The organism is Paenibacillus sp. J31R30 (genome assembly GCF_059692115.1).
The window spans coordinates 759743-778888 of sequence record NZ_JCAUAV010000003.1; the positions used below are offsets into that span (position 1 = coordinate 759743).

Consider the following 19146-nt stretch of genomic DNA (forward strand, 5'->3'; position numbering starts at 1 on the left):
TCCTAGAATAATTTGTTTTCTTCATTCACTTTTTTAACAATAAAATTACTCAATAAGACAATAGCGAAGCCCATGGTGGATTGAAACAAGCCAACCGCTGAAGACATCCCAATATCACCTGAGACCTTAAGCATGCGATATACATACGTATCAATAACTTGCGTAACCGGGAATAGCTGACCGATTTCCCTGGGTATAAAGAAGAACAATCCGAAGTCGGAGTAGAATATTTTCCCAATGGATAATAACGTCATAATCGTGATTAAAGGCATTAACAGGGGAATCGTGATGTTACGAATCATTTGAAATTTGGAGGCGCCATCAATCGCTGCAGCTTCAAAATACTCTTGCGATATCCCTAATATGCCAGCGTAAAAAATGATACTGACATATCCAATCCCTTTCCAAATATTAATGAATGTTAAGAGGAATGGCCAAACCCATGTTGTTGTATAGAAATCAAAGCTGTTAAAGCCTGCTTTTTCCATCCAAGATGTAATTACACCATAAGGACCAATGAATGAATACGTCATGTAGGCTACAATGATCCAAGAGAAGAAGTATGGAAAGAAAAAAACCGTTTGATACGTCTTTAATAACGTTCTGCTTACGACTTCATTTAAGAGGATAGCGAAGACAACAGAAAGGAAAGTACCGACAGCAATAAACACAATATTGTAAGCAAGTGTATTTCGTACAACCAGCCAGGCATCATTCGAAGTGAAGAAGAATTTGAAATTGTCAAACCCAACCCAAGGACTATGGAAGATGCCATCTGTATAATTGATGTTCTTAAAAGCGATAAAGATGCCTCCCATAGGAAGATAAGAAAAGACAAAGATGATAATGATTGCTGGAAGCGCTAATAAAGTGAGATGAAAATTCATTTTGAATTTTCGAAAGTTCATGATGTTTTTCTTCATGTCGATGTAAACTCCTTTGACCAGATTGGATACCTTTATACTACCATTGACAACACAAAGTACAATTCCTTATCTAAGTCACGAGTTCTCAATGCTGCAAAATAGAAGTTCAAAATTAACGTTTTTGTTCTAAATATAGCTATTTTAATGATTTTATACGTTTGATATGGAATCGCTTTCAATAGGTGTGATACGCTTAGGGCAGAGGAGATGTTGAGATGCTCAAGAAATTTATTCTTAAAAATCCTTTTCAGCTTTTTCTTACTATTTTATTACCTTTTCTGTTAAGCACGATCGTACTCCTTTTTGTACAATCTTCTTTTTTAAGCAGGAATTTCGAGAACTTCGCATTGGATATGGTCTACAATCAACAAAAAACCGATCTTCAAAATACAAGCAGGAATGTTAGTGTGATGGCCCAATCAGCGAAGTCAGTTTCGACCACTGCTTTTTTCGATGTTACCATTAAAGATCTGCTTTACTCAGAAATAAGGTTTGACGAGTTTGCCAAATATCAGCTCAAATTGGAAGCTTACAAAAATATATATCCTTTCCTCCAGTCCATCTATATTTATAATGGCAAGCAAATGCATGTTATTCCCAGCACCAGTTTTATATATGATCGTACCTCCTTCGATGATAAAGGCATATTTCCTATCCTGGATGACATCCAGAACAATAAATCCCACAGCATGGTACTCAGACGAATTCCTAATGTCCTATACGGGATATCCTCTAATGAGAAAGACATTTATGTGTACTCTTATCTATTCTTCGATTCCCAAGTTTCAAGCGGTAAAGTAAGTGAAGCCATCATTCTTAATATCTCGGAAGAAGCAGTAAGAAAAAGTGTTAGCTCCTCCGATCATAAAAATGAAAATCGAATTTTCATTATTAATCGCGATGGCAAGCTAATGTCCAATGATGATAAACATCCGTTGTTAAGTGATCTAAGTGGAGATGACTACATTAAAATCATTAATTCCTCGCCTGATCCCAGCGGAAATCTTCGCGTGAATGTGGATGGCGTAGATTCATTTATTACGTATGCAGCCACTGATGCCTTTGATTGGAAATTAATAAGCATTACACCGTATCACTACATCGTTCAAGATTTACAGAAAATGAAAGAGAAGACCTATCTCTTTGTTTATTGCTTCATTCTAGGGAGCATCTTATTATCGTTTTATTTCTCCAAAAGGCTCTACGAACCGATTAAATTAGTTATTCAGAACTTTAAAGTACTGGAATCTGAGAAGAGGAACGAGTTCTACTATAGAAAACAAAATTTTTTACGAAAAATGGTACTTTCAGGAGATCTTATCTCGGGTGATACACTTCATTCCCGATTTCATACGTATCAAGTGGATCTCGAACCATCAGAAACCTATTTACTGCTATTAGTTAAAATTGATCGTTTCTCTGAATTCTGTGCGAAGTATAATCTGGGTGATCGCAATTTACTTAAATTCGGAATGGTTAATATCATAACGGAACTGGTTTCCCGTGCCTACAAGCATGAATGTATTGAGGTAGATGAAGATCAAATTCTTGTGCTGATCCAATACAATTCTGAAACCATGTATCCTTCTGAGAATGAAGAACTCATTTCTATTGCCAAAGAAATCCAACAGAACACGCAACGATTTTTACAAATCGCGACATCCATTACGTTCGGAGAAGTATTTGAAACCTTATATCCCTTGAATGTTCAATACTTAAAAACACTTGATTTATCTTATAACCGATTGATCTTGGGTCATGCATGTATCATCTTTCATGAGAAGTTGAATTATGTGACAGATGAATTTAAGTATCCGCATGAGCTTGAGAAGGAATTGACGGATGATTTGATTCAGGGCCAGTTCATTGAGGCGAAACAAGCCTTTTCCGATATGATCGGGAGTGCGGCACCATATAGTTATACCATTCTCAATTCCGTACTCATTCGCATGCTGTTGGCCATTCGTTACGCCATTGAAGTGGTAGAAGCGAATCAATCCATCAAAGTTAATTTCAATTTCAATACCTACCTGGCTAATCTTCAGAAGATGGAAACCTTAGAAGAAATTCAAACTGATTATTATCGGTTATTTGATAACTTATCAATGGAGTTGGAATTGAAAAAAGATAACAAATACATCAAGCTTCTTGAAGATGTGAATCAAATCATTCATACGGATTTTGCCAATATAGCGCTTTCCTTGGATACGATTGCCGATAAAATAAACTTATCACCTTCTTACCTTGGGAAATTGTATAAGAAGCATCGACTTATCTCCGTCACCGATTATTTGAATAACATCAGACTTGCTTACGCTAGCGAACAAATCGCCTCAACGGAAGAAACCATTAATACCATCATGGAAAAGACAGGATTTACAAGTCGAAGCCATTTTTTCACGCTATTTAAGAAAGCTTATGGTGTAACTCCGAATCAATATCGAAGTAATGCCAAAAAATACGTGCCTGTGGAAGATTACAGGTGAGAAGAAAGAGGAGAAGACCATGATCTACACTAATTTTGGGAATACAGGGCTACGGGTATCGAAATTGGGTTTAGGTGGTGCGCCACTTGCTGGTGATTTTGGTAAAACGGATGAAGCTGAAGTACAAAGACTCATTCATGAAGCGATTGATTCAGGCATCAATTTCATTGATACCGCTCCGTTATACGGTTATGGCGAGTCAGAGCGACGGATTGGTAAAGGAATTTTAGGTCGAAGAGATAAGGTAGTTCTTGCAACCAAAGCGGTTCGATCAGATTTATCCTACGACTATAATAGCACTCTTCAATCGGTAGAAGACAGTCTGCAGCGCCTGCAAACGGACTGGATCGATATCCTGCAAATTCATGATGTGGAGAGGCAACCCTTTGAACTCGTTGTGAACGAAACCATTCCAGCACTGCAAAAGCTTAAACAAGATGGCAAAATTCGATTTATAGGCGTTAGCACTCGGAACCTGCCGCAATTAATGACATATATGAAATTGGACTGCTTTGATGCGATCCAATTCTATGCTCGCTATATGCTGCTGGATCATTCGGCCAAGGATGAGGTGCTGCCGCTTGCTAAGCACATGAAGTTAGGTGTTATTAATGGAAGTGTACTAGGTATGGGCATATTGGCAGATACACCTGCTAAATTTCTCGAAGAGGAAATGTTAACTAGAGCTAAGCAACAAATGGAACAGCTTGCATTTTTGCGAAGAACGGAGCCACAAGGTCTCATCGAACCTGGCATGAGGTTTAGCCTGACTCAGCCAGACATCCATATAACGCTCACAGGCATAGCATCCCTTGATACCCTGCGGAAAAACATTTCCTATTGTGATGGAAAAGGCTTGGATCCCGATGATTTGGCAAAGGTGTATGGGTTATTTAATGGTCAACATTTGTTTGATTAATGAAATCGTATATTGTGAGGAGAAGTGAGATATGTCATCATCTCGAGATCTTGAAGTAGTTGCTTCTGTCAGTGCAACAGAACGTGTAACACCTCCGCAGTGGGCGATGCAAGAACAGCTCCTTTTTGAAACATTGAATAAAGCGGCTAAGGAATTCGTGGCAAGGTACACACATCCGGACGGTACGCTCATCTGGTTCGAGCATTGGCCTGGTATGGACGGTTCCGATGACCCGTATGAAGGCTTTATGAATTTGGCGCTATTGTATGTCCTTGGAGGCAGCAGCGAGCTGCACGAAATATCCCGTAAAATATGGGATGGCATTACTTGGCAGTGGACGGAGTATGGGCAGATCCACCGTGAGTTTGATGCGTATTATGACTGGATGCATCACGGCGAGGGTTATTTATATTTGTATTTCTTAGGTCTGGCAGGGCCTTCAACGCTTAAGGATCGCCAACGAGCAAAGAATTTCGCGGCTATGTATACGGGGGATGACCCTGAAGCTCTGAACTATGATACAGAATTGAAGTTGATTCGGTCTCCGCTAAATGGCAGTAAAGGCCCTCGATTCGAGGTGAATGAAGAAGACTGGAGCACGCATCGTGGAATCTTAGATGATTACTTGGCGCCTTATGAAGATATCCCAGGTGTAGATTTCCAAAGTCTCAAATGTGCATGGTCCAATGATGAAGTCTATAAACACTTGATCACGATGATGAACGAGCGAATGAACCGCGGTGATGTGCCGTTAAATTTGAATGCAACAGGATTAATTACCCATGCGTTTCTTCATTCTGGAGATGAGAGTTTGAAGAGCTGGGTGATCGACTACGTGGATGCGTGGCAAGAACGAGCTCGCTCGAATGGCGGGATTATTCCTGACAATGTGGGACTGAATGGACAAATTGGGGAGTACAATGATGGGAAATGGTGGGGGGGTTACTACGGTTGGAGATGGCCGCATGGGTTCATGACGATTCTTGAACCACTCACGAACGCCTGCATGAATAAGGTTCTACTCACTGGAGACTTCAGCGCGCTGCAGCTGGCGAGGGAACAGCTTGACTTAAACTGGGAGCTGCGCCAAGAACAAGATGGGAAAGTGGTTGTTCCTTATAAGCATTTCGATAGCGGATGGACAGATTACCGCGGGGCAAATCCTAAGTATCCGGTTTACTTATGGTCGATGTCAATGTCGGATGAGGATTTGGAACGGATCGAACGGATCCCGAAAGACCATGACTGGAATGAAATCATTATCCCTGAGTTCTCCGGCAGAGACCCTAGAACAGGTCGAGAGACGAAGCATTATATCGGCAATACGCAACCTTGGTACCAATATATCCGCGGACATTTGCCAGAATATCCAGAACGAATACTAGAAGCCAACTATGCAATGATTAGCAATCAGCTTACTCGCATGCGGGCTCCGGAAGGTGATCCGAACAGTTGGACAGAGCATTTCAACGAAGGGATCTACTCAGCCATTCACATTTGGCAGGAAATGTGTCCGCTTTATTTTGAAGGTCTGGTGCAGTTAACATTAGGGGGACCGATGCACATCTCACATGGAGGCTTGCAGCACGGCCGTGTTCGCTATTTCGATGCGATAGCGAAGAGACCGGGCTTGCCAGCCGGGATATCTGCCTTGGTTGAGAAGCTGACACCGGATTCCGTGACGATTCATTTGATCAATACGAACCAGTTCGAAGACAGGGAGCTAATCGTTCAGGCAGGTGTATTTGGTGAACACCAGTTTGTACAGGGTGACATTATCAATGAAAACGATGAAATTGCAGGGTCGGTGGAAGTAAATGGGAAGTGGCTGCATGTTTCACTGCCAGCTGGAACAGGCCTCACATTACGCATGGCGATGGATCGGTATGTCAATCGTCCAACCTATGATATGCCTTGGCCGAATATGCATAACCGATCCATCATTAGAGGGCGAGGAGAATGAAAGCCTGCTGCGCCACGCACTCCTTTAGAATAATCGCCTAGCTGTGACAAAACGCTTCTGCCATTTCTCATCGAAATCCGTGAAGTGAACGCCAAGCTCTTTGGAATAGGTTTGAAGAATTTTACCATCTCCCGCATAAATGCCTACATGACCAATATCGAGCCCGCGAGCTGTGAAAAATAGCAGATCGCCTTTACGAATTTCATTAATTCCGATGACTTTTCCATCCAGTGCTTGGTCGTAAGAGACTCGCGGCAAATCAATGGATAGCACGTTTTTAAACACATATTGAACAAACGAGGAGCAATCGAATGTTTTCGATTGACCGGATGCGGCTCCGAATTCGTATGGGGTTCCTAGGTATTTCGACCCGAAATTGATAATTTCATCCGCTTGCTTCGCAGCTAACGCCGGGCTCGTGTAATCGGTATACATCGAAGCCGCAGAAATGAAACCAATTGTACCGTCTTGGGTCTGTACCTCCAGCCATTCCGTATTTATTTCTCGGATGACGTGAATTTTATCGCTTTTCGGAAGCATTCGGAGAACGCGGGAATCCTGATCCTTGCCTGGTAAGTCGCGCAGGTTGACGCCATATTGGATCGTAGTTTCATAGGAATGAACTGATGAAATGGTGATCGAACGGGAATAGTCATGCCATTTCACGAGATTTCCCAGCGTTTCACTAACAAATCGCAATGGAATCAAAGTGAACCCATCCATAATTTTACCTGGAACAGGCAGTTCCAATCGTTCTTGATTTTTATACGCGTATATATCTCCGATACGGTATGTAAATACATCGCTATTTTTCTTAGCTGTAACTGTTCGTGTGTTGTCGTCCCATGAAATGGATGCACCTTCAGCCTCAAATAAGGCACGCATCGGAACGAGACTATAGCCGTTCTCAATGACAGGTGGTGTCTGAAATGTTAACGGATGTCCATCCAGAAACACAGAAGGAGACACATTCTCAGCGGCTTTTACCGACGTTCCTTGAAGTAGAACCATGCTCAATATTGTTATTTTCACACCTTGAAGGAAACCATTTCTAATCCTCATATAGGTATACCTCTTACTTTCCGATAGTTCCTATATCATTCGTTGAAAACCAATACCTTTAGTCCGTAATTTAGGTGCCAGTAAATGGAAATAGAAAGAGGACTCCTTGCGGAGTCCTCTTTGACGGTGAGTAGATTTGTTGGTACTCTTGCTTTGAACCTTACTTCGCTAGGTCACTACCTCATCACATCATTGCAGTACGGGTACTACAGTAAGTGGTATGCGGCACATCTCCTCGCCTCCATATGGATTCAATAACAAATTCCCTTGTGTAAATTGTCTGCGACACAACACCTCATCACTGCGTCACCGTCATAAATTATTATGTCCGGGTTGCTAAGACATTATACATTGAATTGGCTAAAAGGTTACATCGCTGAATACATATAGAAGCAACAACAAAAAGGGGTGATGTCCATGCGCCCAGGTTACGGTATGTTCCAACAACAAACGTCCAAAATGCGATTGACCCCTCAACTGCGTAAAGCAATAACAATCCTCAAGCTTTCGACACCAGAATTGCTGGAAGTTGTCCAACAGGAGATCAATGAGAATCCGATGTTGGAATTCGCCGGCAACGAATGGGATGCTTATAACATCAAGCCTCAATTATTTCGTGGCAAAGGAAGTAGCAGCAGTGAGCACATCTATGACCCATTACGATCCGCAGCAAGTAACGAGGTATCCTTGGAAAGACATTTAAAGGAACAGTTGAGTTTTGTGAAAAAAATATCGCCAACAATGCGGCATATCGTCTCATTCATGATCGGAAATCTTGACAACAATGGTTACCTTGGTCCCACTTTGCATGAAATTTCCGAAGTGTGTAAAACCGAGATAGCCCAAGCGGAGCTTGCGCTAAAGATCTTGCAGAGCTTTGAGCCCCGCGGCGTAGGAGCAAGAAACTTGAGGGAATGCCTGCTACTTCAGGTGCAGTCCCTGTCCGATAGCTTTCCTTTAGTCTCCGAATTAATTCGTGGACATCTAAAGGATGTAGCTGATTATAGAATTCATAAATTAGCGACGCTCCTGCGAGTAGGCACACAAGAAATTCAGGCTGCGATCGATGTGATCAAAGGGTTGAATCCCAGACCTGGCGCAGCCTATCACATAGAAGCCATTCAATATATCATTCCTGAGGTCATTATCGAGAAGGGGAGTGATCAGCTCGTTGTGCTGCTTCACCAAACAGCGTCCTCCCGAGTTGCGATTAATGGTTATTATGAACGTATGGTTCTGGAGAACAGTGATAAGAACGAAGTAACAAAGTTCCTCACAGGTAAATTACACGCCGCGAAATTCTTCTTGAAGTGCCTGGAGCAAAGACGTAGGACCATATACCGGGTAGCGCACGCCATTGTGGAGGAGCAGGCCGATTTTTTCTGGAAGGGGACGGCCCATCTCAAACCAATGACCTTACATCAGATTGCTGATAAATTGGGTGTTCATGAATCAACAGTCAGCCGCGCTACGGCAGGGAAATACGCCCAAACACCCTGGGGCATCTTCGAACTGAAATACTTTTTCCCCTCGGGATTGCAAATGGAATTAGGAGATTCCGCTTCATCTGAGCGTGTAAAAGCAAAAATAAAGGCATGGATCAGCGGTGAAAACCAGCAAAAACCATACTCTGATCAAAAGCTGGCAGAACTTATGAAACAGGAAGGTATTCACATTTCTCGAAGAACTATAACCAAATATAGGGAAGAGCTTGGTATATCTTCTTCTGTTAGAAGGAAACGCATATAGTTGGAATACATGGTGATAGGAGGTGGTCATTTCAACGACTTGGTCCATAAATTCATGTCTTCAAATTTATCATAGATATCACAATTTTTCGTAAGTCGGCCGTAATAGCGATACCCCATTTGGTAGAAAACAGCATTCATCCCAAAGGAAAGCGCTCTAGATAAGGAATAGGCGCAAGTGATATTTCGTGCAAGCAACTCATCTTCTAAGGCATGCATTAGCAGTCTCATGAGTCCTTGATTGCGATAAGCGGGGAGTGTAGCGCAGTCTGTCATCTCAGCATTGGCATAGACCGTATTGATCTCTGCGGAGGCAGCGCTAATCAGTTGATTCTGCGATTCGACGAGATAATAAATCGTTCCTTCTTGCATGGTTTTCTCGACATAGGTCGGATCATTCATCGGTGTCGGGTACGTTTGGAAAATGTGACGATATAAGTTGGAGAGTGGTTCAGCATCCTCCTGTCGAGCTAGTCGCAACGTACAGCCGTTTGGCACCAATGGTCGATTCGGTTTGGGAGGGAGATCGAGCACTTGCTTAAGAATGTGATCTTCTTCCATCCAATAGTCGCTGGTTCGCCGCTCCAAGTCATCATAGAATGCCATACAATATGCGTCGTCCCCATTGAAATAGCCTTTATAAATGCCCTCCAACATGCAGCCCTTTGATAAAAATAGTTGCCAGTCAACCTCTCGGGATTTGATGAACACTTTGGTCAAAGCATGTTCCTTAGCTAGTTCAACGATCCGCGCATAAATGGCATCGATGTTCCCCAAATAGTCATCTACTCGCAGCCTTTTATTCATAAAATCAAGGCAAATCATGATCGTATAATCGGTAGCGTTCACAATTTGATTCGTGTAGGCCGGCAGTTCATTTGGCATTTAGCATCCTCCTAACACCCTCCATTTGCTGCAAAAAAATAACCGCTGCCAAAAGTTTGGCGGCTTTTCCCATACATGTAACCTGGTAGCTGTACAAATACCCATTGCGAAAAGTTGGCATCTACTTTGCATGATGAAGAGATAGTCGTAAGAATGTTCTATACCATATGAAGGAGGACAGACGCATATGAATTGCATGTGGTGTGAAGCGGAAGATATTCGTGAAAGTGTGAAAGATTGCTATTGGATCCTCCCAGATGGAAGAATGGCCGTTCAGATATTGGAAGTACCGGCGATCGAATGCGCCAACTGTCGTACTTATGTATTGGAAAGCACGGCACAGCACATCGAAGAGACCCTGTATTGGCATGATGTATCTGCGTTAGGAACGACTTTTCGATATGAAGAGCTGTTGAAGGCTCCGCGGGTTAAGAACATCTTTCTGAAGTAGAAACTTCGCAAGAGTGAGCATGTGGGGGTGTCGTATGAAGCGGGAGCATGTCATCAAGCCGGTTTTGGATCACCATTATCCCACCATTCAATCTGGGAAAGGCGTGTTTCTATACGATGATCAAGGCAAAGCCTATATAGACGGATCGTCGGGAGCTGTGACAGCTGGCATCGGGCACGGCGTTCAAGACATCATTGATGCGATGCTGGAGCAGGCAAATAAGGTCTCCTTCGTCTATCGATCACAATTTACCAGTGAACCTGCCGAAAAGCTCGCTGAGAAGTTAAGCGATTTAGCACCCGGCAACGATTACTGGACCTTTTTCGTGAATAGCGGTTCCGAAGCTACGGAGACTGCGATGAAAATCGCAATACAGCACTGGCAAGAGAAAGGTCGGCTGGGCAAGAATAAAGTGATTTCAAGACGAATGAGCTATCACGGGATCACATTAGGCGCCCTGTCGATGTCAGGTCATGTCCTGCGAAGAAGACGATTTATTCCATTATTGGAGGACTTTCCGGTCGTAGTTCCGCCTTATTGTTATCGCTGTCCGCTCGGCAAAATCTATTCAGCATGCGGCATGGCCTGTGCGGACGATTTGGCTACTGCGATCAAGCGGATCGGTGCTGAACATATCGCCGCGTTCATAGCGGAGCCGATCATTGGAGCCGCAGGCGGTGCAATTGTGCCGCCCGATGGTTACTACAAGAAGATCAAGGCGATCTGCGAACAAAATGACATCTTATTTATCGCCGATGAAGTCATGACAGGGATTGCCCGAACGGGAGCCATGTTCGGTTTGGAGCATTATGGAGTTGAACCCGACCTCATGGCGCTTGGAAAAGGCATGAGCGCTGGTTATACGCCGATGGCAGCAACGCTTGTCAAAGATCATGTGATGGAACCCATTTTGAAAGGCACCAAAAGTATCATGTCTGGTCACACATACAGTGCGAATCCCCAATCGGCTGCTGTTTCCTTAGCCGTTCTTCACTATATCGAGAAGCATCAATTAGTCAGTGCGGCCGAGACCCAAGGCAACTATTTGAAGGCTCAGCTTAAGCAAATGGCGGATGGCATCGACATCATTGGAGATGTGCGCGGTAAAGGGCTGCTATTAGCCCTCGAATTTGTGGCTGATCGTAGCAGCAAACGACCGTTTGCACCTGGTATAGGTGTCACGTCACGGATTATCGAGAAAGCCTTTCATAAAGGACTTCTCGTTTATCCCGCGGCAGGCGCGATCGATGGGGAAGGGGATGCAATAATTGTGGCGCCGCCTCTGGTCATAAACGAGGCAGAAATCGATCAACTTGTGCACATATTGGAAAAGTCCATCCGGGAAGTCATGGCTGAGATAACCCCATCCGTAACGGAGGAGATTTGATGATGCCGAACGAACATGCACACGAGGTTGCAGGTGGTAAAGTTAGATCTTTAGAAGAAGCTCTTGAGTCAATTACTGATGGCTGTACATTAATGTTTGGCGGCTTCGGAGGTATCGGTACGCCTCCAACGTTAATTGAGGGGATGTTACAAAAGGGCGTAAAGGAATTAACCCTTATTGGGAATGATACAGGGTTTCCCCATATCGGCATTGGACGTTTAGTTACAGCAGGTTGCGTGAAGAAATTGATCGCCTCTCATATTGGTTCTAATCCTAACGCTGGTCAAATGATGGAGCAGGGCACCATGGAGGTCGTCTTTTATCCGCAAGGTACGCTCTGTGAAAAAATTCGAGCCGGCGGCGTTGGACTTGGCGGGGTATTGGTGGATGTCGGTGTCGGTACGATCATGGAACAGGGTAAGGCGAAGGTTTCCATCGACGAGAAAACCTATCTGGTAGAACCTGCCCTGACGGCGGACGTCGCGATCGTACATGCGAAAAAGGCTGATCCCTATGGGAATCTCATCTACGATAAAAGCGGTAGAAACCTCAATCCGTTGGTCGCGATGGCCGGAAAAATAACGATTGCCGAAGTAGACGAAATTGTGCCGCTAGGTGAGTTGGACCCCGAAAGTATCGTTACGCCAGGCATTTTCGTCGATATGGTGATCTTGAGCAGAGGGGTGAATTGGGCATGGGTATGGGAAAAGAAACCCGCGACCGAATAGCAAAGCGTGCCGCTCAAGAGTTAAAGGACGGGATGGCTGTTAATTTAGGCATCGGGATCCCGACCAAGGTCGCGGATTATGTGCCAGAAGGCATACAAGTCGTATTTCATGCGGAAAACGGGATTCTAGGTGCTGGCGGCGGTCCTCTTCCAGGAGAAGAAGATGCTTTTCTCTGCAACGCAGGCGGATATCCCATCACGATAACGAGTGGGGCTTCCTACTGTGATAGCGCGATTGCTTTTGCCATGATTCGCAGAGGCTGTATCGACATCACCATCCTTGGCGCGCTTGAGGTGAGCGAACGTGGGGATTTGGCTAATTGGATTGTGCCTGGGAAGCGTGTGGCTGGAATTGGCGGGGCGATGGAGCTTGCCCAGAAAGCCAAAAAAGTCATCGTTCTGATGAACCATGTGAATCGGCAGGGGGAGTCTAAGGTCAAAAAACAATGCGACTTGCCGCTTACGGCAGTAGCTTGTGTGAAATTAATTATTACGGAAATGGCTGTGATGGAGGTTACGGAGCAAGGTTTGCTTTTAAAAGAAATCATGCTGCCTTATACAGTTGAAGACGTAGTAGCCAATACGGAAGCTGCTTTACGCATCCCGGAACACATAGCTTACATTCCATAGACGGTGGTACAACGTGATTGGTTATACCCGGAAGGAGAGGTTTCCTTTGTCTAATGAGAACCACGTTCAACTGCAAAAGCAAATTCATGAGTGGATATGGGCTCATCGCAAAGAAGGCATCGAATTGCTGCAGAAGCTGGTAAGGCTTCCAAGTGTGCAAGGCAATGAACAGGATATACAGCTTTTCATTGCTGATAAATTGCGAGAATTGGCGCTCGACGTGGATGTGTGGGAGCCGGATGGAGAGTCTCTAGCATCGCATGCTTATTTTTGTTCCCCGCGAAGCCGTTTTGTGGGCAGTCCCAATGTTGTTGGTGTTTTGAAGGGGGCAGGCGGGGGGCGCTCACTGCTGCTGAACGGTCACATGGATGTCGTACCAGCAGGAGATCGCGAGCAATGGCAGGATGATCCTTACAGCGGCAACGTGGTTGACGGGAAGCTGTATGGTCGCGGGGCGACGGATATGAAAGGCGGGAACGTCTCTCTGCTTATGGCTATCGAGGCTGTTCAGAGTCTCGGGTTGAGGTTGAAAGGCGACGTCATTTTTGAAAGCGTCATTGAAGAAGAAAGCGGCGGGGCAGGGACACTGGCTGCCATTGTAAAAGGGTATCGAGCCGATGCTGCGCTCATTCCGGAGCCTACAAATATGCGTATATTTCCGAAGCAACAGGGCTCTATGTGGTTTCGTATCGAGGTGAAGGGACGCTCGGCTCACGGGGGAACGAGATATGAGGGCGTTAGCGCCATTGAAAAAAGTATGGCTGTCATCCAGCATATTCGCGAGCTTGAGGAGCAGCGAAATGCTCGGATCTCGGATCCGTTGTACGCCAATAACCCGATTCCGATTCCGATAAATATCGGAGTCATACAGGGTGGCAATTGGCCTTCGTCTGTCTCAGATACAGTGAAGCTGGAGGGACGAATGGGCGTTGCCCCGGAGGAAAAGCTTGCTGACGCCAAGGAAGAAATGAGCCAGTGGATCGCGAGCCTTAGCGCGGAAGACCCTTGGTTTGAGAAACATCCGCCTACGGTGGAATGGTTCGGGGCTCAGTGGGTGCCGGGCAGCGTGGATCCTGAGCACGCCTTGATGGAGGTGCTAATGCAGCAATACCGAGAGGTGAAACGGGAAGAACCTACGATTGAGGCATCGCCATGGGGAACCGATGGCGGATTGCTCACACAGATTGGTGAAACACCTTGTATCATTTTTGGCCCAGGCATCACACAAGTCGCCCATTATCCGAATGAACACATTGAATTGGAACGTGTGTTCGAGGTGGCTGAAATCATCGCATTGACGATGATTCACTGGTGTGGTTTGGATGGATTGGAGGTGTAAGGATGGAGATGGATATGAACCGGAAACGATTGAAGTTCATTGATATGAAGACGGCGATTCCGGGGCCGCAAGCACAGCTCTTGCTGGAGAGGCGCATGGCGAGTGTGCCAAGAGGCCCTTTCAATACGGTGCCAACCTTTGCGGCAAAAGGGGAGGGAGCTTTGCTCACTGATGTGGATGGAAATACCTTTATTGATTTCGCTGGTGCAATCGGATCCCTAAATGTCGGACATTGTCCGCCTAAGGTCGTGGAGGCATTGAAGGCCCAGCTGGATCACTATTTGCATCCTTGTTTTCATGTCATGATGTATGAGCCTTATGTGGCATTAGCTGAGAAGCTCAATGTTTTGACGCCTGGGAGTCATAAGAAGAAAACATTTTTCTTGAACAGCGGCGCTGAAGCGATTGAGAATGCGGTGAAAATTGCCCGTAAATTTACGGGACGAAGAGCCGTAATTTCCTTCGAGCGTGGCTTTCACGGGAGAACGTATATGGCGATGTCCTTAACCAGTAAAGTAAAACCTTATAAGAATGGCTTCGGTCCTTTTGCGCCTGATACGTACAAAATGCCTTATCCCTACTACTATCGCGCTCCTTCCGGAATGACACGGGATGAGGTAGATGATCAGTTGTTGCAGAAATTCGATGATTTCTTCTTATCGGAGGTTCCGGGTGAAGAGGTCGCAGCGATTATCATGGAACCCGTTCAAGGCGAAGGGGGATTTGTGATCCCATCTGTTAGGTTCGTGCAAGGCGTGTAGGCAATCTGTGAGAACTACGGAATATTGCTAATTGCCGACGAAGTTCAGACCGGCTTCGGGCGGACAGGGAAAAACTTTGCGATGGAGCACTTCGGCGTTGTACCTGATTTAATGACCATGTCCAAATCGATTGCCGCCGGGCTCCCGATTAGCGCTGTGACAGGACGGGCGGATATAATGGATGCGCCAGGCATCGGTGAGATCGGCGGCACTTATGGCGGCAGCCCGCTCGGATGTGTAGCTGCTTTACAAGTCATTGAAATGCTAGAGGAGGAACGGCTGGCTGAACGTGCAGGAGAGATTGGGGCAGCAGTAAGCGAACGATTTATCAAGTTGCAACAGGAAGTAAACTGTATAGGGGATGTACGTACACTGGGCGCCATGAGTGCAATTGAGATCGTGAAGGATTTGTCGTCCAAAATGCCAGATAAAGAACTGACAAGCAGGATTATACAAGCGGCGCACCAACGTGGTGTTATCGTGATGAGTGCGGGGATATACGGTAATGTGATACGTTTGCTAAGTCCGCTGGTCATTACCGATGAGCAGCTTGTTGAGGGCTTGGAGGTTCTGGAGGAAGCGATCAAAACATGTATTAACCCAAGTGTGCTTTCATGAGCTAATTTGGATGGGGGGGATGACAGCATGAGAAAGCACCTTTTTATCGACGGTTCATGGGTGGAAGCTGAGCAGTATCGGCCCTTATTCTCGCCATACAGTGGAGAGCAAATAGCGGAGGTTGCATTTGCAGTTCCAGCTGAAGTGGAGCGTGCGATTGCAGCTGCCGAGAGAGCTAGACCGCTCATGGCGCGTATGCCGGCGCATGAACGGGCAGCAATTCTAGAGAAGCTGGCAGCTTTGATCCGCGAGAAAAAGGAAGAATGCGCCCGACTGATTGCGCTAGAAGCCGCTAAACCGATAACTACAGCGAGAACAGAGGTAGATCGAACGATTGCGACCTACAAGTTTGCCGCCGAGGAAGCAAAGCGGATTCATGGAGAAACGATCCCTATGGATGCGGCACCTGGAGGTGAAGATCGTGTTGCCTATACGATTCATCAGCCTTTAGGGGTTGTGGCGGCGATAACGCCATTCAACTTTCCGATGAATCTGGTTGCGCACAAAGTAGGCCCAGCCATCGCTGCAGGCAATACGATTGTCTTGAAACCAGCAGGGCAAACGCCGTTAACTAGCTTGTTCATGGCAGAGCTTATGCAGCAGGCGGGATTACCGGCAGGAGCGCTAAACGTAGTTACTGGCAGTGGAAGTGTGATAGGTGACATCTTGGTAAGGGATCCACGGATAAAGGCGGTAACCTTCACGGGAAGCCCTGAGGTCGGGATCGCCATCCGGAATAAGGCTGGCTTGAAAAAGGTTATTCTAGAACTAGGCTCCAATTCTGCGCTAATTGTGGATCAAGGGATTGATGTAGATGCCATGATCGCGAGGTCGGTCACAGGAGCATTTTCTTACGCGGGTCAGGTATGCATCTCGCTTCAGCGAATTTATGTGCATGAGCAGCTTTTTGATGAATTTGTTAGGAAATTCGTAACGCAGACGAAGAAGCTTCATTTGGGTGATCCGTTGGATGCCGCAACGGATGTGTCGGCTTTAATCGGCTCACGCGACGCTGAGCGTGCCATGCAATGGATTGCTGATGCGGAGAAGCTTGGCGCGATTGTCGCAACGGGGAACAAGAGAGAGGGGAATATCGTTCACCCGACAGTCTTGCTTCAAGTTTCTTCATCGGCAAACATATCGTGCCAGGAAGTGTTTGCCCCTATTGTGATGATCAATAAAGTAGCGTCGATAGAGGAAGCCATTGAGTTAGTTAATGACTCCAAATATGGACTTCAAGCTGGCCTATACACCGAAAACATTCGAACAGCTCTTGCCGCTGCCGAAGCTTTGGAGGTAGGAGGCGTCATGATCAATGATATTCCAACCTTTCGCGTAGACCATATGCCGTATGGCGGTGTGAAGGAGAGCGGAACTGGGCGCGAGGGTGTAAAGTATGCCATTCGTGAATTGACGGAGTTGAAATTAATTGTTTTTAAAAAGTAGGCGGACGTGTGCGGCGGATGGGGCAAAATAGCATGTCGCTAAGAAAAAAGGCACCCGAGCTGGGTGCCTTTTGGCATTGAGACACATATATAACCAGTCGTTTACACATACTCCGCAAAACTAACTGGAAAACCTACAGTTAGTTTTGTGTATTTGGGGCTTTCGGGGAAGATTACGCAAATTTAACTGTAGGAAATCCAGTTATTCCGTCAGATGGACTCCCGTAAGATCGCCGTTTCTTACCCACTGGGTGCCAATTCCGCCCAATTTCTACTTGAACGCCATCTACTCCACGGGTATCACCGTTGTGCTCTCTTTTTTCTCCTTGCTCTGTGCTTTCATCAATTTATCCTTCATTTCGTCCCTCATCGGCCGACGATCCTTCAGCGACATGTGCTCCGGTGTTTCCTGATACGTTTTCCTTCTACCGATTCGGCGCAAATTTTCTGGCACTAAGTTGAATTTTTCATCTTTCATGAGCGCAATGATGCCGGTGCTTTCCGGCTGTTTCTGAATGCCGTAGATCTCATTGAAATATTCATCGGCTCGGCCTGGTGTATAGTTTTTCGGTTCGGGATAGCCCACGATCACGCCTTCGTAATTACGCAGGATCACCTTATCCTGACTTTGCGAGATCAGATAGTTGGGTTGAAGCGCAATTTTGCCGCCCCCGCCTGGAGCATCGACTACAAAGGTAGGTACTGCATACCCCGAGGTGTGACCACGAAGAGATTCAATAATTTCAAGCCCCTTGGAAACGGGCGCCCGGAAATGACCAATGCCTTCGGATAAATCACATTGATAAATGTAGTACGGACGAACACGTATTTTCACCAGATCATGCATGAGCTTCTTCATGATATACGTGCTGTCGTTGATTCCGGCTAGAATCACTGACTGATTACCGAGCGGAACGCCTGCATTGGCTAGCATTTCGCAGGCCTTTTTGGCTTCTTCCGTGATTTCCAAAGGATGATTAAAATGCGTGTTCAACCAAACGGGATGATATTTCTTAATAATCGAGCACAAATGCTCCGTAATGCGCTGCGGGAATACGACAGGAGCTCTAGTGCCGATCCGAATGATCTCGACATGGGGAATCGCCCGCAAATTTTTCAGAATATACTCCAAAATATTGTCGTTAATGAGTAAGCCATCCCCACCAGAAAGCAGTACGTCACGTACTTCCGGTGTATTTCGAATATAGCTAATTGCATCGTCCAATTGCTTCTTGGGTACGCCCATACCCACTTGGCCAGAGAAACGGCGGCGTGTGCAGTATCTGCAGTACATTGAGCATTGATTCGTTACCAAGAAGAGAACTCTGTCTGGGTATCGATGTGTTAATCCCGGGGTAGGGGAGTCTTCATCTTCGAAAAGAGGATCCTCGAGATCGTACTTGGTTTTCAATAACTCAGCTGAAATAGGGACCGATTGCATCCGAATCGGGCATCGCGGGTCATCCGGATTCATCAAAGATGCATAGTAAGGCGTAATATTTAAAGGAATGGTCTGCGTTGAAATGCGAACGCCTTCTTCTTCCTCAGGTGTTAGATGTACTACTTTTTTTAAATCATCTAAGGTACGAATGGTATGAGTAAGCTGCCAAAGCCAATCATTCCATTGCTCTTCCGTTACATGTTTCCAAAGTTCAACTTGCTTCCGGTCACGTCGTTCCATCTTTGCACCTCCAACATGAATGTCTTCTTATCTATAGTAAGATGCAAAAAGGATGCCAACATTTCATCATACCCTTTGAACATGCAAAAAAGTCTCCTGGCAGGAGACTTAAATGGTT

15 protein-coding genes and 1 pseudogene are annotated in these 19146 nt (G+C 45.6%); 12 read left to right on the forward strand and 4 right to left on the reverse strand.

The window, feature by feature from the left end; all coding sequences use genetic code 11:
- Positions 1-2: 2 nt before the first annotated feature.
- Complete coding sequence (locus AC58QO_RS15290; RefSeq protein ID WP_497266849.1) at positions 3-923, reverse strand: ABC transporter permease; 921 nt, start codon at positions 921-923, stop codon at positions 3-5.
- Positions 924-1141: 218 nt separating this feature from the next.
- Here AC58QO_RS15290 and AC58QO_RS15295 point away from each other — a divergent pair, with 218 nt between their 5' ends.
- The 3 genes from AC58QO_RS15295 to AC58QO_RS15305 are packed head-to-tail and all read left to right on the forward strand — an operon-like array spanning position 1142 to position 6294.
- Positions 1142-3412 (forward strand): helix-turn-helix domain-containing protein, encoded by a 2271-nt coding sequence (locus AC58QO_RS15295; protein ID WP_497266851.1) that lies wholly within the window; start codon positions 1142-1144, stop codon positions 3410-3412.
- A gap of 19 nt (positions 3413-3431) precedes the next feature.
- Positions 3432-4331: an aldo/keto reductase gene (locus tag AC58QO_RS15300; protein WP_497266853.1), complete on the forward strand. Its 900-nt coding sequence runs from the start codon at positions 3432-3434 to the stop codon at positions 4329-4331.
- Positions 4332-4362: 31 nt separating this feature from the next.
- On the forward strand, positions 4363-6294 hold the full coding sequence (locus AC58QO_RS15305; RefSeq protein ID WP_497266855.1) for a DUF8034 domain-containing protein: 1932 nt from the start codon (positions 4363-4365) through the stop codon (positions 6292-6294).
- Between the two features lie 24 nt (positions 6295-6318).
- Here the strand turns inward: AC58QO_RS15305 and AC58QO_RS15310 are convergent, their stop codons facing one another.
- The gene (locus AC58QO_RS15310) at positions 6319-7356 is read right to left on the reverse strand and encodes a stalk domain-containing protein (RefSeq protein ID WP_497266857.1); all 1038 of its coding nucleotides are present in this window, start codon (positions 7354-7356) and stop codon (positions 6319-6321) included.
- An 84-nt stretch (positions 7357-7440) separates the two neighbouring features.
- Here AC58QO_RS15310 and AC58QO_RS15315 point away from each other — a divergent pair, with 84 nt between their 5' ends.
- Both AC58QO_RS15315 and rpoN read left to right on the forward strand, forming a co-directional pair.
- A complete protein-coding gene (locus AC58QO_RS15315) occupies positions 7441-7614 on the forward strand; it encodes a hypothetical protein (protein ID WP_497266859.1) in 174 nt (57 codons plus the stop codon).
- A gap of 159 nt (positions 7615-7773) precedes the next feature.
- Positions 7774-9105, forward strand: a complete 1332-nt coding sequence (gene rpoN, locus AC58QO_RS15320) for an RNA polymerase factor sigma-54 (protein ID WP_497266861.1) — start codon at positions 7774-7776, stop codon at positions 9103-9105.
- Positions 9106-9131: 26 nt separating this feature from the next.
- Here the strand turns inward: rpoN and ablB are convergent, their stop codons facing one another.
- On the reverse strand, positions 9132-9989 hold the full coding sequence (ablB, locus tag AC58QO_RS15325) for a putative beta-lysine N-acetyltransferase (protein WP_497266863.1): 858 nt from the start codon (positions 9987-9989) through the stop codon (positions 9132-9134).
- A gap of 187 nt (positions 9990-10176) precedes the next feature.
- On the opposite strand from ablB, the gene AC58QO_RS15330 reads away from it, so the two are divergent.
- From AC58QO_RS15330 to AC58QO_RS15360, 7 genes and pseudogenes are all read left to right on the forward strand, one after another.
- Positions 10177-10440, forward strand: a complete 264-nt coding sequence (locus AC58QO_RS15330) for a YokU family protein (RefSeq protein ID WP_497266865.1) — start codon at positions 10177-10179, stop codon at positions 10438-10440.
- A gap of 34 nt (positions 10441-10474) precedes the next feature.
- Positions 10475-11827 (forward strand): aspartate aminotransferase family protein, encoded by a 1353-nt coding sequence (locus tag AC58QO_RS15335; protein ID WP_497266867.1) that lies wholly within the window; start codon positions 10475-10477, stop codon positions 11825-11827.
- Positions 11827-12555 carry a CoA transferase subunit A gene (locus tag AC58QO_RS15340; protein WP_497266869.1) on the forward strand — a complete coding sequence of 243 codons (729 nt, stop codon included), beginning with the start codon at positions 11827-11829 and terminating at the stop codon, positions 12553-12555. The genes AC58QO_RS15335 and AC58QO_RS15340 overlap by 1 nt, the downstream gene beginning before the upstream one ends.
- A complete protein-coding gene (locus AC58QO_RS15345; protein WP_497266870.1) occupies positions 12522-13184 on the forward strand; it encodes a 3-oxoacid CoA-transferase subunit B in 663 nt (220 codons plus the stop codon). Before AC58QO_RS15340 ends, AC58QO_RS15345 begins: the two co-directional genes overlap by 34 nt.
- A 46-nt stretch (positions 13185-13230) precedes the next feature.
- Complete coding sequence (locus tag AC58QO_RS15350) at positions 13231-14523, forward strand: peptidase (protein ID WP_497266872.1); 1293 nt, start codon at positions 13231-13233, stop codon at positions 14521-14523.
- Between the two features lie 14 nt (positions 14524-14537).
- A pseudogene (gene gabT, locus AC58QO_RS15355) lies at positions 14538-15902 on the forward strand (4-aminobutyrate--2-oxoglutarate transaminase).
- 27 nt (positions 15903-15929) lie between these two features.
- Complete coding sequence (locus AC58QO_RS15360) at positions 15930-17348, forward strand: aldehyde dehydrogenase family protein (protein ID WP_497266874.1); 1419 nt, start codon at positions 15930-15932, stop codon at positions 17346-17348.
- Between the two features lie 285 nt (positions 17349-17633).
- On the opposite strand, the gene kamA is transcribed toward AC58QO_RS15360, so the two are convergent.
- A complete protein-coding gene (gene kamA / locus AC58QO_RS15365) occupies positions 17634-19028 on the reverse strand; it encodes a lysine 2,3-aminomutase (RefSeq protein WP_497266876.1) in 1395 nt (464 codons plus the stop codon).
- Between the last annotated feature and the right edge of the window lie 118 nt (positions 19029-19146).

Excerpts from the sequence above, each read along its gene's own strand:
- AC58QO_RS15290 (WP_497266849.1), bottom strand. The coding sequence starts at position 923 with ATGAAGAAAAACATCATGAACTTTCGAAAATTCAAAATGAATTTTCAT.
- AC58QO_RS15295 (WP_497266851.1), top strand. The coding sequence starts at position 1,142 with ATGCTCAAGAAATTTATTCTTAAAAATCCTTTTCAGCTTTTTCTTACT.
- AC58QO_RS15300 (WP_497266853.1), top strand. The coding sequence starts at position 3,432 with ATGATCTACACTAATTTTGGGAATACAGGGCTACGGGTATCGAAATTG.
- AC58QO_RS15305 (WP_497266855.1), top strand. The coding sequence starts at position 4,363 with ATGTCATCATCTCGAGATCTTGAAGTAGTTGCTTCTGTCAGTGCAACA.
- AC58QO_RS15310 (WP_497266857.1), bottom strand. The coding sequence starts at position 7,356 with ATGAGGATTAGAAATGGTTTCCTTCAAGGTGTGAAAATAACAATATTG.
- AC58QO_RS15315 (WP_497266859.1), top strand. The coding sequence starts at position 7,441 with ATGGAAATAGAAAGAGGACTCCTTGCGGAGTCCTCTTTGACGGTGAGT.
- rpoN (WP_497266861.1), top strand. The coding sequence starts at position 7,774 with ATGCGCCCAGGTTACGGTATGTTCCAACAACAAACGTCCAAAATGCGA.
- ablB (WP_497266863.1), bottom strand. The coding sequence starts at position 9,989 with ATGCCAAATGAACTGCCGGCCTACACGAATCAAATTGTGAACGCTACC.
- AC58QO_RS15330 (WP_497266865.1), top strand. The coding sequence starts at position 10,177 with ATGAATTGCATGTGGTGTGAAGCGGAAGATATTCGTGAAAGTGTGAAA.
- AC58QO_RS15335 (WP_497266867.1), top strand. The coding sequence starts at position 10,475 with ATGAAGCGGGAGCATGTCATCAAGCCGGTTTTGGATCACCATTATCCC.
- AC58QO_RS15340 (WP_497266869.1), top strand. The coding sequence starts at position 11,827 with ATGATGCCGAACGAACATGCACACGAGGTTGCAGGTGGTAAAGTTAGA.
- AC58QO_RS15345 (WP_497266870.1), top strand. The coding sequence starts at position 12,522 with ATGGGTATGGGAAAAGAAACCCGCGACCGAATAGCAAAGCGTGCCGCT.
- AC58QO_RS15360 (WP_497266874.1), top strand. The coding sequence starts at position 15,930 with ATGAGAAAGCACCTTTTTATCGACGGTTCATGGGTGGAAGCTGAGCAG.
- kamA (WP_497266876.1), bottom strand. The coding sequence starts at position 19,028 with ATGGAACGACGTGACCGGAAGCAAGTTGAACTTTGGAAACATGTAACG.